Here is a 13,251-nt window from a genome sequence, read left to right on the forward strand (position 1 = left end):
ACCTACAGTAGCACACGCACCAGGAATCGGCTAACATGCAATCAACCAACCCCGGTTCCCTAACATTTCACTTGGTCTACAAAACGGGGGCCGCCCAACTTCAACACATGAACTCCCAAAACCAACCCACGCAACCCAATCCAGCTCCCCCCACGACACACCCGACACACCCGACAGACCCGATAGACCCGACAGCCCCGACAGACCCGATCCCCATCCCCTCCGCGGAACCCGGAACCCGGACCCCGGAACCCGAATCCCGCTCCCCAAATCGTCATACCGCCCTCGGCTCCCCCTGCTCCCCCGCCTGGGACGCTGCCCACGTCGCCAAGGTCGAAGCCGTCGAGGCCCGGCTCAACCGACGCATCTGCGGCGCGCGCAACCTCGCCGGCCAGCCCTGCACCGTTGATCCCAGCCACGAAAACGGCCGCTGTCGCTTTCACGGCGGCTTCAACCTCACCGGCGCGCAACCCGGCAACCGCAACGGCGTCATCCATGGCCTCTACGCGCGCTCCATCCAGACCTGCGGCGAACATTGCCCCATGTGGAAGTCCTGTCCCTGCGCCGGACCCGACGTGGTAAAGCTCGAGGCGCGCGAGCGCCCGCGCTCGCCCGTGTCGACGAGATGCCCCAGGCCGGCCAGATGACGCGGTACGCCGCGCACCACGTCGCGATGCTGCAGGTGATGACCATGCGCGCCGCCGGCGCCATGGCGGTCAACCCCATGGTCGACATGCAACTCGTCACCGCCAAAGACTACCGCAAGACCGACCCGAAGGTGAGCATCTACATCCAGGCCTACCTGCGTCTGTCCGCCGAACTGCGCCGGTTCATTAAGTCCCTCGAGACCAAGACCACGACCCGCGTCGAACTTCCGAAACAACATGACCACCTGCGCCGCGCCTCGCACGACACCTCCCTCCTGCCCGAAGACCAGGCGGAAATCCATGAACACCGTCTGCCGACGATGCAGCGCGCATTCCCGGTCCTTCGGGACGCGTCCTACGAGGCCCGAAACGGATCGAAGAAAAAAGCGCGTGAGCTGCTGGACAAAGCGAAACAGATCGACACGAGCTACATCGCGAATCTTCTGGATCCCCTCGGCCCCTTCTGGGACACCACCTATGAATCGCTACTACCCCTCACTAAAGGACCGTGACCCTGTGGAATACGGCGGAGCGGCTAACAGCCCGTGGCAAAAGTCCAAATACCGCAATTTGTCGCGTCCCGCTCTCTGTGGCGGGCGCGAATTTGGGCCGAACTTGGCCTCTCCGCGTTTCGCCCGGCGCGGAGACCGGGCGCTACAGGACTTTTGCCACGGGCTGCTAAACTGAGAACTCCGCTTCAGCCAATTACGTACGTGGACGACCCCCGGAATCGCCCGCTCCAATTGGAATCCCCGGCGTGGATTCGTAATATGAGTGGGGTTTGCGCGATCCAACCATAAAGACGCACGCGCGACGTGCATGAGGGAGACGTAGCGATGTCGAAGAAGCAGGATGTGACCCGCAGAGATTTCATTCGGGGGGCGGCAAAGGCGGCAGCAGGCGTGACGGCGGGAGCCGCCGCGGCGCAGACGGCGCAGGCGTCGCCGGAGGTGTTCAAACGGATTCTGCCGCAGACGATTATCGGCGCGAACGAAAAAATCCGTACGGGCCACATTGGCGTGGGCGGCATGGGCACGCGCAACCTGCAAATCGTCATGAACCGCGACGCGCAGGACATCCAGCCGATTATGGTGTGCGATCTGTTCCCGACCTATACGAAGCGCGCAGTACAGTTGGTGTCGAAGGGCGTGGGCAAGGGCGGGTTCGATCCGCCCACCGAAACCGCCAAGTTCGAGGAGGTCATTGCGAACAAGGACGTGGACGCCGTGGTCGTCGTGACGCCGGACCATTGGCACACCATCCCGACGTTGATGGCGATTGATGCGGGCAAGGACGTGTATTGCGAGAAGCCGTTGTGCGCGACGATTGAAGAAGCCATCGCCGTGCGCGACAAGGTGAAGAACTCTAAGCAGGTCTATCAGTCGGGCACGATTCAGCGCAGCGGCAAGTACTTTCAGGAAGCCGTCGAGATGATCAAGAGCGGCTACATCGGCAAAGTGGGCCGCGTCGAATGTTGGAACCACGACGAGAGCACCATCGAGGGTATCGGCAACCCGACGGATCCAAAACCCGAATGGCTCGATTGGGACAGGTATATCGGCTGGACGCCGAAAGTCGAGTACAACAAGAACCGGTACATCTACAATTTCCGCTGGTTCACCGATTACTCCGGCGGAAAAATCACGGACTGGGGCACGCACCTGCTCGATATTGCCATCTGGGCGATGGGACAGGACAAGCAGCCGAAGAACGTCACGGCGTCGAGCGGTAACCTCATCCTCGCGGACAACCGCACAACACCGGACACGCTCGACGTGTTCTGGGAGTTCGACGATTACATCCTCAGTTTCTCGAATCGCGCGTGGAGCCCGGATTGGTGGTACGACCAGGTGGGCGAGAAGAAGGTGCCGAGCCCGGGCCACGGAATCTTTTTCCACGGCACGCTGGGCACGATGCGCGTGGATCGTCTCGGCTACGCGGTCTATCCGTTCGGCGCGAACAGCAAGCTCGGCAAGGCCGAGCCGAAATCCGTGCGCGACGCGCTCGAGGGCGACATGAATGTCGCGCATTGGCAGAACTTCGCGGACTGCGTGCGCTCGCGCCAGTCTCCGATCTGCAATATTGATGTTGCGTTCCAGACCGCGGTCATTTGCCTTACGGGCAAGTGCGCCTATCTCGCGAACCAGAAATTGCAGTGGGACGCGAACGCGCTGAAGTTCGCCGGGAAGGATGCGGACGCGGTGAAGGTGGCGAATGAGTGGGCGTACCGGCCGTATCAGAACGGGTGGAGTTTGAAGGCGCCGTATATGGCGTAGATATGGGAATCTCAAATTTGAAATTTGAAATTTGAAATTAGAGATTTGAGATTTGAGAGCTTGGGGGTGCGCATCGCACGCCATGAGCGTGCACGGAAAGGCAGGGCCATGTTGAAGGTGACGTTCGGAATTGCAGTCGCGCTGATCGTTTCGCTCGCGGCGTTCGCGGAAACGCCCGCGCCGGCGGAGGCGACGGGAAAGATGTCGGCTGAGGAACAGGCGGACGGGTTCAAGCCGTTGTTCAACGGCAAGGATCTCGACGGCTGGTGGATTCGCGGGACGAACAAGGACGCGTATCAGGTGAAGGACGGGAACCTGCTCGTGACGGGCGCGGAAGGCGGGGACTGGATCTTCACGAACGACGAGTACGGCGACTTCGTGCTGCGCTACGAGTATCGTTGCGTCAGCGGCGAGGGGAATTCGGGAGTGTGTATCCGCGCACCGAAGGAAGGCAACCCTGCGTTCGCCGGCATCGAGATTCAGGTGTTGCGTCCGGGTTGGGAAGTCCCGTACCAGCGCTCCGGCTCCCTGTACCACACCGTCGCGCCGACGGTCGAGGCGGACAAGAAGTTTGGCGAATGGAACAGCGTCGAGGTGTATGCGAACGGCGCGAACATCCGCACGACTATGAACGGCACGGTGATCTACGATGTGCAGATTACCGACTTCACGAAGGAAAAACTCGAGAAGGAAGCCGTACCCGACGATTGGCGCAAGCCGCTCGACGATCGGCCGCTGAAAGGATACATCGGCTTGCAGGACCATTCCGATTCGGTCGAGTTCCGCAACATGCGCGTGAAGTCGCTCGACAAGGGCACGGTCAAGGACAAGAAGAAGGACTAACCGGGGATGCTTCATCGGGTCCAACGAGAAACTTCGCGGCTATCGCGGCGCGCTTTCTTAGGCGCGGCGGCGATTGGCTCGGCGGCCATCGGTGTTGGCGCACGCGCGGCGATCCCCACGGAACGCCGTTGGGCCGCGGTGCGCGGCGTCGTCGCAAGCGGGATAATTGGCTCGGTGCGCGTAGCCAGCGCCATCGTCCCGCTGGATGGCGACGCGGGCCTGCATGACGCGCAGCGCGAATGGCACGGGAAGCAGTTGCCGGCGGCGGTCGCCGAGTGCCTTGACGGTTTGTTCGGCGCGCTCGCACTGCAACGTCCGGCGGCGATGAACACGGCCGCCTACGCCGGCACGTTCTCGATAACGTGCGTTACGGAGGACGGGCGCCGGGTCGCAATTGCCGGGGTGGCGTCATCGCCATTCTCGATGACGGTCCGCGGGACCGCAGGCTCGCTGCGTACGAGCAATCGCAGAATCCAGATCGAATCGCAGGGACGCTGGCGGGAAGTACGGTTTTGATCGCACGACTCGCGCAGCTCGATTATTCGCAATACACAATGCTCGAGCGATCGGCCGGTTGACGATGGAAAAGCGCGTACTGCTCGATATTCTTCCGCAGCCGGACGAGACAACCTGCGGCCCGACGTGTCTCCACGCTATCTACGGGTTCTACGACGACCGCATCAAGCTGCCGGCGGTCATCAAGGAAACGACCATGCTCGAGGAAGGGGGCACGCTTGCGGCCTATCTTGCGAGGCACGCGCTCGAACGCGGGTATGACGCGGCGATCTATACGTACAACCTGCGCGTGTTCGATCCGACCTGGTTCACCGGTTCGCGGGAACAACTCATCGAGAAACTGGAGGCGCGGCTCGAATACAAACGCTCCGCCCGCAAACTGCAGCGCGCCATCCAAGCGTACATTGACGTGCTCCAACTCGGCGCCGAGATTCGTTTCGAGGACCTGACGGTGGAACTCATCGTGTCGTTTCTGAACCGATCCATCCCTATCATCACCGGGCTGAGTTCGACGTTTCTGTACCGGTGCGCGCGCGAGATGCCGGACGGCGATTACGACGACGTGCGGGGGCATTCGCAGGGGCATTTCGTAGTGCTGTGCGGCTACGATCGAAAGAAGAACGAGGTGCTGGTCGCCGATCCGCTCGAACCGAACCCGATGGGGACGGAGCGCACGTACAGTATCGACGCCGATCGCGTCATCAACTCGATTCTGCTCGGCGTGCTCACGTACGACGCAAACCTGCTTGCCATCGAACCCAAGAAGAAGCGTGGACGCTGATTCATGTCGGTACTCATAGTGGTCAACCGGCCGCAGAACTGGCCGCTCGATATCAAGGTCGGCGAAGTCGTCGCCGCGCGCGATTATCTGACCAATCCGAAGTTTTACCGCCTGCGCGGCGCGCGCGTGTTCAACCTGTGCCGGTCGTACCGCTATCAGAGCACGGGATACTACGTGTCGCTGCTGGCGACGGCGCGCGGGCACAAACCGCTGCCGAGCATCGAAACGATCCAGGACATGAAATCCGCGGCGATCATCCGCCTTGCATCCGACGAACTGGAGGAACTGATTCAGTCGAGTTTGAAGCCGATTCATTCGCGCGAGTTTACGTTGAGCATCTACTTCGGCCGCAACATGGCCAAGCGCTACGACAAATTGTGCGGGTACGTTTTCCGCCACTTCCAGTCGCCCTTTATGCGCGCGAAGTTTGTGCTTGATGACGAAGACGGCTGGCAGCTCTCCAGCCTTCGCACGATTTCCGCCAATGAAATCCCCGAGGACCATCACGATTTCGTCGTCGAGGTGACCCAGGACTATTTCGAGAACTCCCGCGTCATCGCGCCTTGGCGATCGGCCGCGCGCTACGACATCGCGATTCTTCACAATCCGGCCGAGCTTGACCCGCCGTCGAACGAGCGCGCGCTGGAGAAATTCGTCAAGGCCGCGAAACGACTCGATATGGACGCGGAACTGGTCGAGAAGGAAGACTACGGGACGCTGCCGCAGTTCGACGGACTGTTCATTCGCGAGACGACGAGTGTAGACCATCACACGTACCGCTGGTCGCGGCGCGCGCACGCGGAGGGCCTCGTCGTCATCGACGATCCGGACTCGATCGTGAAGTGCGGCAATAAGGTCTACCTCGCCGAACTTATGGATCTGCACCACGTACGCGTGCCGAAGACGCTGATTGCGCACAAGGGAAATCAGGAGGAGGTGCTCACGGAAATCGGCCTGCCGTGCATACTCAAGCAACCGGACAGCTCCTTTTCCCAGGGCGTCCACAAGGCCACGACCGAAGAGCAGCTTCACGAGATACTGGAGAGCCTTCTCGACGAATCCGACCTGGTCATCGCGCAGGAATTTCTGCCGACGGACTATGACTGGCGCATCGGCGTGCTGGACGGCAAAGCCCTCTACGCGTGCCGCTATCACATGGCGGAGAAGCACTGGCAAATCCAGCGCCGCGACGACAAAGGGAAGACGCATTACGGCAAGGTCGACACGTTGCCCATCGAGGACGCGCCGGACCACGTCGTGCATACGGCGCTGCGCGCGAGCAAGTTGATCGGCAACGGATTCTACGGCGTCGACCTGAAACAAAGCGGGAGGCGCACGTACGTCATCGAGGTCAACGACAACCCCAGCATCGAGGCGGGATTCGAGGACCGTGTCCTCAAGGACGATCTCTACCTGCGCGTCATGGAGGTGTTTCTCGCGCGCATCGAGGCGCAGAAGGAAGCGCGCGAAGACAAATGACGCATCCGCCGTCCTTCCATTTGTTCGAGCGCTACGGCGTCGAACTCGAGTACATGATCGTCGATGCCGAAACGCTCGACGTGAAACCAATTACGGACGAAGTGCTGAAAGCCGTAGCGGGGCGGTACACGAACGAGGTCGAGCGCGGCGCGGTGACGTGGTCCAACGAACTGGTCCTGCACGTCATTGAACTGAAATCGACGGTTCCGCTGGAATCGATTGACGGCGTGTTTCGCGACTACCAGGACAATGTCCGCGACATCAACGCGCTGCTCGCGCCGAGGGGCGCGCGGCTCATGCCCACGGCGATGCATCCGTGGATGGACCCGTTCACGAATACGCGTCTGTGGCCGCACGACAACAATGAGATTTACGACGCGTTCAACAAGGTTTTCGACTGCCGCGGACACGGGTGGTCAAACCTGCAGAGCGTGCATTTGAACCTGCCTTTCGCGAATGACGACGAATTCGCGCGGTTGCACGCGGCAATCCGGTTTCTCATGCCGATCATGCCCGCGCTCGCGGCGAGCTCGCCGATCATCGAGCTGCGCGCGACGGGCCTGCTCGACAACCGGATGGACGTATACCAGACGAACTGCAAGCGCATCCCGGCCGTCACGGGACTCGTAATTCCCGAGCCGGTGTATTCGCCGGAGGAGTACGAGCGCGAAATCCTGCAGCAGATGTACGGGGAGATTGCGCCGTTCGACCCGGACGGCATCCTGCAGGACGAGTGGCTCAACGCGCGCGGGGCGATCGCGCGATTCGAACGGAACACGATCGAGGTGCGCGTGCTCGATGTTCAGGAGTGTCCCGCCGCCGATCTCGCGGTTGTGTGCGCATTGACGGGGGTGTTGCGGGGGTTGTGCGAGGAGAAGTGGGTCGCGTTCGAGGACCAGAAGCGCTGGCCGACCGAAGCGCTGCACGAGATGCTGGTCGGTGTGATTCGCGGCGGCGAACGCGCGCCGATTGCGAGCCCAGATTACGGCAGGGTCTTTGGCGTGGGCGCCGGCGCGACGGTGGGCGATCTGTGGCGCACGCTGGCGGACGATTCGGCGGCGTATCGGAAAGGTATCGCGCCGGACGATTTGTCGCGCATCGGTGTCGCGCGTGTGTATGGGAGGTTGTGCGAGTGCCTCGAGCAGGGGGCGATGTTTTTGTAGGGGTGACGCGGAATTGGCTGCGCCAAAGCAGAGCTTTTCAAGAGCGCATTCCCAACTGGAAAGTTGGGAACAAGAATAAAAAATCCGGGAACGAGAAGATCGATTACGATTACGAGCACGATTACGAGCACGAGCACGATAAAGAGTGCGTGCACGGGAGATAAGTCCAATTTGAACTGATCTACTTTGGATGGCGCGGGGACAGGGAGCGGATTTCGTCTACGCTTTGCCGGGCTTCGGCGAGGGCGCTGCGTTCCGGGATGAAGGCGTAACCGCCGGTGAGCAGGGCGGTGCGGAGCGCGCGGGTTGCGCTGCGGCGCGCGGACCACGCGAAGAGGCGCGCACAGAGCGACATCGCGAACAGTTCGATTCCCAGAATGATGGCGAGCACGGCGCCGGCGTGGACGAAGTAATTGGCCGGCAACGTAACGCCGGTGAAGTAGTCGTTGACGATTCGGTAGCCGGCATAGACCAAGAAGGCGATCGGTGGCGAATCCGCGAGCAAGGTCATCGGCCAACTGGCGAGCAGTCGCGCGCGGCTGACGATGCGATCGCGCGCGGGGCCTCGAAGCAACTCCGCGAGGCGCGTTTGAACGCCATCCACGAAACGCGTGAAGCCCGATTCGTCATGCGGCAGGTCAAAGCCCACCTGCGCGAAGGCGAGCGCGACGTGGCTGTGATGGTTCGCGTAGGCCGCGCGGATCGCGTCGCTGGCAATGTCGATTTCCTCGGCGAACAGCGGCTGCTCGGTCAACAGCGCCGCCGCCTGTTTGCCGGTGGTGAAGCGAGCGCCCCAGGAGAACCATTTCGCGGCGCGCGCGGGTAGCGTGCGGACGGCTTCGAGGATGCGGTAGAGCGTGCCGACGATGCCCTTCGCGCGCAGGCCGACTTCGCGGCCCAATGCGAAGTTCCACAAATGCGGCTCCGCGAAGATTCGTCCGCTCAGGTTGTCGCACACTTCGCGTGCGACCGATTTATCGCGCTCGTCCAGAACCTCTGCAAGCTCGTCGAGTTCCGCGGAGCGCATCGCCACGCGTTCGGTCAGGGATTCGAGCGTTTTGGACAGCAGGCCATACGCGTTGGACCGTTTGATGCGCCGCGCCTGTTCGACGTTCAGCTCGTCGTGCAGAAACGATTCGAGCCGCGGAAAATCGAACTCGCTCTCCGCCGCGCCGCGCCCCGTCAGTTTTCGATCGAGGGTACGGCGCGGGCTGACGCGGAAGAACTGCGACACGGCGAATCCCTGATCGCGCATGCGGCCGAGCCAATGTTCGCGGATGGACTCGGTCTCGATGTCCGCCTTGGTTTCGACGCAGACCATGGTCCGCTCGCCCTGCAAGGGGCGCAGCAACGACCACGTCGCTTCGTCGAGATATTTTTCGGGGCTTCCGCACACGAGGACGACATCGGCCTGTTTCAATGCGGCGATGACGCTGTCGCGATGGTGCCGCACGACGGTGTCGGAATCCGGCGTATCGATAACGATCAAGTGTTCGAGCGCGGACCCGTAAATGCGCGTCCATCCGTCCAGGCCGAACGACGAACCGGGCGGCTGATACACGGTCGGCGCGGACGTACACGGGCGATACTCCGAGGTTGGCGCGAGCTGATCGCCCGCGAGCGCGTTGAGCAACGTCGATTTGCCGACGCCGGAACCGCCGACGAGCGCGACGACCAGCATGCCGTCGAGCCGTTCTTCGCGCTCGCGCAATTCGGAAATTCGCGTGCGCAACAACGGGGTTTCGTCGCGCAAGGGACGCCACGGCCCGGCGTACGCAGCGAGCGTATCGAGCCGCGAAAGGACGCTGTTCATGCTGTCGAACACTGCGCGTGAAGTCTCCGTAACTCGGCCATGATATCACCGTCGAACACGGCAAGATATTCGTTGAGGCGCGCGAGCGCGGGCCGCGTGATGTGGTCGAGCAGCGCATTCTCGAGGAGCGCGCGCTGCTCCTTGCGCCACGGCGACAGGAAATCGAACAGGGCATCGCCGAACTGATACTCGATCACCCGCGCGGCGAACTGCTCCGCCATCGGACCGCCGACGGCCAGCGCCACGTCCACGCCCATGCCCGCGGTGTGCGCGGCCATTGCGCCGGCGATCGCGGCCGGCGTGACGGCGAGGATACCGTCGAGCGTTTGGAGCGTGATGCGTTTGCCGCGATGATCGGTCCACCACGTTTCGAGTGTGCGGCACGCGTACTGCCGGAATTCGTCGGAGACGTTGTCGCTCCGCAACGTGGCCTCGCGAACGGCGCGCGCGGCGCTGTCGACTTCAATCCGTTTTAATCCATCTCGAACCAGATGTGCGGCGGGTTCGCGCAGGTTTCGCGCGGACTCGTGATAACCGGCGGCAAGATCGCGCGCAATGCGTTCGATGGTCTCGCCATGCATTTTGTTCAGCGTGGCGTCCGTGACGGGTTCGGGCGCTTCGAGGGCGGCGCGGCGCACGACGGCGCCGGAAATGGCGCGGCCTACGGATGAAACGGCATTCACAAACGCGCGGCTCACGTTTCCCATTACCTTGAACGGGAACCCGCGCTTGGACTGGACGAACTCGTGAAACAATCCGCCGACCGCCGCGCCCGGCGTGGGGTTGTATTGCATCGAGACGTGCTCCGCGCGCGCCTGGAACTCGCGCGCGGCCGCGCGAAGCCCGAGCGCGACGTCGTTCGCGTTTTCGAGGAATTCCGCCGCGCGCTGCGCCACGTGCGCGACGGTGCCCGCGTAGACGCGGCGCTTGATCTCCGGCACGTCGAGGGAATCGATGTAGTCGATCAGGGTCAGCTCTTCGTCCAGCGCTTTGATTGGCTCGATTTTCAGTTTAAAGTCGTGCGGCACGACGAAACTCGGCGTATCCGTGCCGATCAGTTCGCGGAACTCGCCCAACTGCTTGCGCGCGACCTCGTAGTGGCGATCCGGGTTCGCCTTGTTCATCACCGGCACGACGACGCGCCCCGATGCGAGCGCCTGCCGGAAGAACGCGACGACGCGGTCGTCCTTGTACTTCTCGCCCGTCAACACCGCGATCAGCACGTCGCCCGTCGCACGGATTGCGTCCGCCACCGCCCAATGCTCGCGTTCGATCGAATCCACGTCCGGCGTATCGAGCAGTGTAAGCCGGTCGGGCAAGGCGTCGTGTGTCGCGACGTAGAGCGCGTTTTTCGGGGACGTCCGTTCGGTCACGTCGTGCGCGTCGTGCAGGGGGAGCGCATCGAGTTCGGGGACAAGCTTGCCGTCGAGGCACTGTTGCGCGCGCTCGGCGTTCGCGGCGATCAACGGCCGCGCCGTCGCAGCGGCTGTTGCTACCACCGGGCTGACGGAGCGGCCCAACAGCATGTTGAACACGGTCGATTTGCCGGTATTTGTGCCGCCGGTGACCGCGACGATCAGGCAGCCCTCGCCGGCGAGGTGCGGGACAAGTTTGTGCGACAGGAGATTGGTCCACTCGTCGGCGCCGCCGAATACCGCTTCGGAAAGTTGCGCGTCGCCGGAAAGCGCCGCGCGGAATTGGCGGAGGGTTGAATCGAATTGGGATAGCATGGTGCCGATCGAATCTGGGTCGCGGCGGGGATCATTTGAGAAAGTGGTCATCATCCAAGATACTACAGGTTAGTACTCGTCCAAGCCATCGTTGAGTGTAGAATCCCACGGTGCTCGCTCCTCAAGTTCTTCGCTCCAGGCCGTCCGGTTGTGCCGCAACTTTGCGTAGGCTGCGTTCGTAGCCTCGATCAGAGATTTTCGGTCGATTTCTTGAAGATCTTTGCGCAGTATTCGATTATCAATCTTGGAGTCGCCGACTCGTTTCTTCTTTCTCGTACGGCTCTTTCTGAATTGTGACATATATTTTAGGTTCCGTCGTGGGGTAGGATATATTAGGTACGTACACAGGTCGCCACATCCTTGGCATTTCTCATGGTAGCGTTAGGACGCTCTAAACTGCGATTTGGCCTTGTCGCCGCCCTGCTGTTGGCCAGTTGTGGTAAACCCGATTTTCGGGATGTGCGCGTCTACGCCACGGATTCAGTATTGGCGCAAAAGGCACCATCGGATCTTCGCGGCACGTTTGTTTGGCCAGCAGAAAAGGAATTGGATCCGTACGAAATCGCACAGTTGGCCGCACCGTTGATTGATTCCAATCCGTCTTGGGGCGCGTACGTTGGTGTAAGTCAATCTTCCGAGAATGGAGGCGCACTCGATAACTGTTTGACTGTAGATTTAGTTTCAATAGAATCAGTTCCCCGTTTCGTCAAATTCTGCAACGGGCTGGGGTACGAGAAAGGTGTTATCCTCATTTTCACAAAGGATGAAGCCTCATTCTCTAATTGTAGGTTGACGGACATCGTAGGAGTGTACAAGGAATTGCAGAACTATCGAATGAATTGACGAGTGGAACAGTGTTAAGTTTTGGTGAAGTAAACCTTCGAGAAAGTCACTCTATGAGAAACAAAACCATCGGGTTCCTGATCGCAGTCATTCTCTTTGCCGGTTGCCAGCCGAGCGTACCTTCCGCGCCGCCGCAGCAAACGGGGGCGCCACCGAGCGAAACCGTAGCAGCTCCGGGCACAACGCCGCAGGCGGGCGGCAAACTGAAATTCGCCGTAGTGCCGAAGGGACTCACACACCAGTTCTGGTTGACGGTCAAGGCGGGCGCGGACGCCGCGGGCAAGGAGTTCGGCATCGAGATCAACTGGATCGGGCCGGAGAAAGAGACAGAGGTCGTCAAACAGATCAATTTGATTGAGGACCAGATCGGCGCGGGGGTGAACGCAATCGTCATGGCGGCGTGCGACCAAGACGCGCTGGTCGATGTCATTCAGAAAGCGCTCGACAAGAAGATTCCCGTCGTCACGATCGACAGCGGGGTAAATTCCGATCTGCCGCATTCGTTCATCGCGACGGACAACGTTGCGGGCGCGGCGGCGGCGGCGCGCGAACTTGCGAAACTCATCGGCAACGAGGGAGAAGTTGGGCTGATTCCGTTTGTGAAGGGCGCGGGTACATCCGAACAGCGCGAGGAAGGGTTCAAGAAAGGCATCGCCGAATTTCCGAATGTCAAAATCGCGGACGTTCAATACAGCCAGAGCGACGTGATTAAGGCGATGAACGTTACCGAGGACATGCTGACACGCAATCCCAATCTCAAGGGCATTTTCGCAGCAAACGAACCCGCCGCCGTCGGCGTGGTGCAGGCACTCGAAGCCGCGGGCAAGGCGGGCCAGGTGAAGCTCGTCGCATTCGACGCGGGCGATGACGAAGTCGCCGCGTTGAAGAAAGGCACGATCCAGGCGCTTATCGTGCAGAACCCGTTCCGCATGGGCTACGACGGCGTGAAAACGGCGCTCGATGTGATCAACGGCAAACAAGTCGAAAAGCGCATTGACACCGGCGTCACGGTCGTCACGATGGAGAACTTCGAGACGCCGGAGGTGCAGAAGCTGCTGAACCCGCTGGGGTAATCGGTAGAGCCGGATTGGAGTTCGGTTCCAAATCGCGCGCGTACGGGTGGGGCGAGGCTCCGTCCGGGCTGCCTGCGAAATCCGTCA

Annotated in this window: 11 protein-coding genes; 9 read left to right on the top strand and 2 right to left on the bottom strand. The window is 61.3% G+C overall.

The genetic code is table 11. From position 1 onward, the window contains the following. The first annotated feature begins 544 nt into the window (after positions 1–544). The 7 genes from HUU46_23620 to HUU46_23650 all read left to right on the top strand — a co-directional run bounded on the left by HUU46_23620 (position 545) and on the right by HUU46_23650 (position 7,705). Positions 545–1,159, top strand: coding sequence for a hypothetical protein (locus HUU46_23620; protein ID NUM56627.1), 615 nt, complete (start codon positions 545–547; stop codon positions 1,157–1,159). Between the two features lie 324 nt (positions 1,160–1,483). Continuing rightward, positions 1,484–2,923, top strand: a complete 1,440-nt coding sequence (locus HUU46_23625; protein NUM56628.1) for a Gfo/Idh/MocA family oxidoreductase — start codon at positions 1,484–1,486, stop codon at positions 2,921–2,923. A 108-nt stretch (positions 2,924–3,031) separates the two neighbouring features. Then, positions 3,032–3,766, top strand: a complete 735-nt coding sequence (locus tag HUU46_23630; protein ID NUM56629.1) for a DUF1080 domain-containing protein — start codon at positions 3,032–3,034, stop codon at positions 3,764–3,766. A gap of 6 nt (positions 3,767–3,772) precedes the next feature. Continuing rightward, positions 3,773–4,282, top strand: a complete 510-nt coding sequence (locus tag HUU46_23635; GenBank protein ID NUM56630.1) for a twin-arginine translocation signal domain-containing protein — start codon at positions 3,773–3,775, stop codon at positions 4,280–4,282. Positions 4,283–4,346: 64 nt separating this feature from the next. Further along, entirely contained in the window at positions 4,347–5,063 is a 717-nt protein-coding gene (locus HUU46_23640; protein NUM56631.1) for a hypothetical protein, read from the top strand. Between the two features lie 3 nt (positions 5,064–5,066). Next, the gene (locus HUU46_23645) at positions 5,067–6,542 is read left to right on the top strand and encodes a RimK family protein (protein ID NUM56632.1); all 1,476 of its coding nucleotides are present in this window, start codon (positions 5,067–5,069) and stop codon (positions 6,540–6,542) included. After that, positions 6,539–7,705, top strand: a complete 1,167-nt coding sequence (locus HUU46_23650) for a glutamate--cysteine ligase (GenBank protein NUM56633.1) — start codon at positions 6,539–6,541, stop codon at positions 7,703–7,705. Before HUU46_23645 ends, HUU46_23650 begins: the two co-directional genes overlap by 4 nt. A gap of 181 nt (positions 7,706–7,886) precedes the next feature. Here the strand turns inward: HUU46_23650 and HUU46_23655 are convergent, their stop codons facing one another. Beyond that, positions 7,887–9,518 (bottom strand): 50S ribosome-binding GTPase, encoded by a 1,632-nt coding sequence (locus HUU46_23655; protein NUM56634.1) that lies wholly within the window; start codon positions 9,516–9,518, stop codon positions 7,887–7,889. Further along, positions 9,515–11,248 carry a dynamin family protein gene (locus tag HUU46_23660; GenBank protein ID NUM56635.1) on the bottom strand — a complete coding sequence of 578 codons (1,734 nt, stop codon included), beginning with the start codon at positions 11,246–11,248 and terminating at the stop codon, positions 9,515–9,517. The genes HUU46_23655 and HUU46_23660 overlap by 4 nt, the downstream gene beginning before the upstream one ends. A 372-nt stretch (positions 11,249–11,620) precedes the next feature. On the opposite strand from HUU46_23660, the gene HUU46_23665 reads away from it, so the two are divergent. Both HUU46_23665 and HUU46_23670 read left to right on the top strand, forming a co-directional pair. Beyond that, on the top strand, positions 11,621–12,091 hold the full coding sequence (locus HUU46_23665; protein NUM56636.1) for a hypothetical protein: 471 nt from the start codon (positions 11,621–11,623) through the stop codon (positions 12,089–12,091). 53 nt (positions 12,092–12,144) lie between these two features. Continuing rightward, positions 12,145–13,164 carry an ABC transporter substrate-binding protein gene (locus HUU46_23670; protein NUM56637.1) on the top strand — a complete coding sequence of 340 codons (1,020 nt, stop codon included), beginning with the start codon at positions 12,145–12,147 and terminating at the stop codon, positions 13,162–13,164. Positions 13,165–13,251 lie beyond the last annotated feature (87 nt).

Source organism: Candidatus Hydrogenedentota bacterium, from assembly GCA_013359265.1.
In the GTDB taxonomy this organism is placed as follows: Bacteria; Hydrogenedentota; Hydrogenedentia; order Hydrogenedentales; family SLHB01; genus JABWCD01.

Excerpts from the sequence above, each read along its gene's own strand:
- HUU46_23625 (NUM56628.1), top strand. The coding sequence starts at position 1,484 with ATGTCGAAGAAGCAGGATGTGACCCGCAGAGATTTCATTCGGGGGGCG.
- HUU46_23630 (NUM56629.1), top strand. The coding sequence starts at position 3,032 with ATGTTGAAGGTGACGTTCGGAATTGCAGTCGCGCTGATCGTTTCGCTC.
- HUU46_23635 (NUM56630.1), top strand. The coding sequence starts at position 3,773 with ATGCTTCATCGGGTCCAACGAGAAACTTCGCGGCTATCGCGGCGCGCT.
- HUU46_23640 (NUM56631.1), top strand. The coding sequence starts at position 4,347 with ATGGAAAAGCGCGTACTGCTCGATATTCTTCCGCAGCCGGACGAGACA.
- HUU46_23645 (NUM56632.1), top strand. The coding sequence starts at position 5,067 with ATGTCGGTACTCATAGTGGTCAACCGGCCGCAGAACTGGCCGCTCGAT.
- HUU46_23650 (NUM56633.1), top strand. The coding sequence starts at position 6,539 with ATGACGCATCCGCCGTCCTTCCATTTGTTCGAGCGCTACGGCGTCGAA.
- HUU46_23655 (NUM56634.1), bottom strand. The coding sequence starts at position 9,518 with ATGAACAGCGTCCTTTCGCGGCTCGATACGCTCGCTGCGTACGCCGGG.
- HUU46_23660 (NUM56635.1), bottom strand. The coding sequence starts at position 11,248 with ATGCTATCCCAATTCGATTCAACCCTCCGCCAATTCCGCGCGGCGCTT.
- HUU46_23665 (NUM56636.1), top strand. The coding sequence starts at position 11,621 with ATGGTAGCGTTAGGACGCTCTAAACTGCGATTTGGCCTTGTCGCCGCC.
- HUU46_23670 (NUM56637.1), top strand. The coding sequence starts at position 12,145 with ATGAGAAACAAAACCATCGGGTTCCTGATCGCAGTCATTCTCTTTGCC.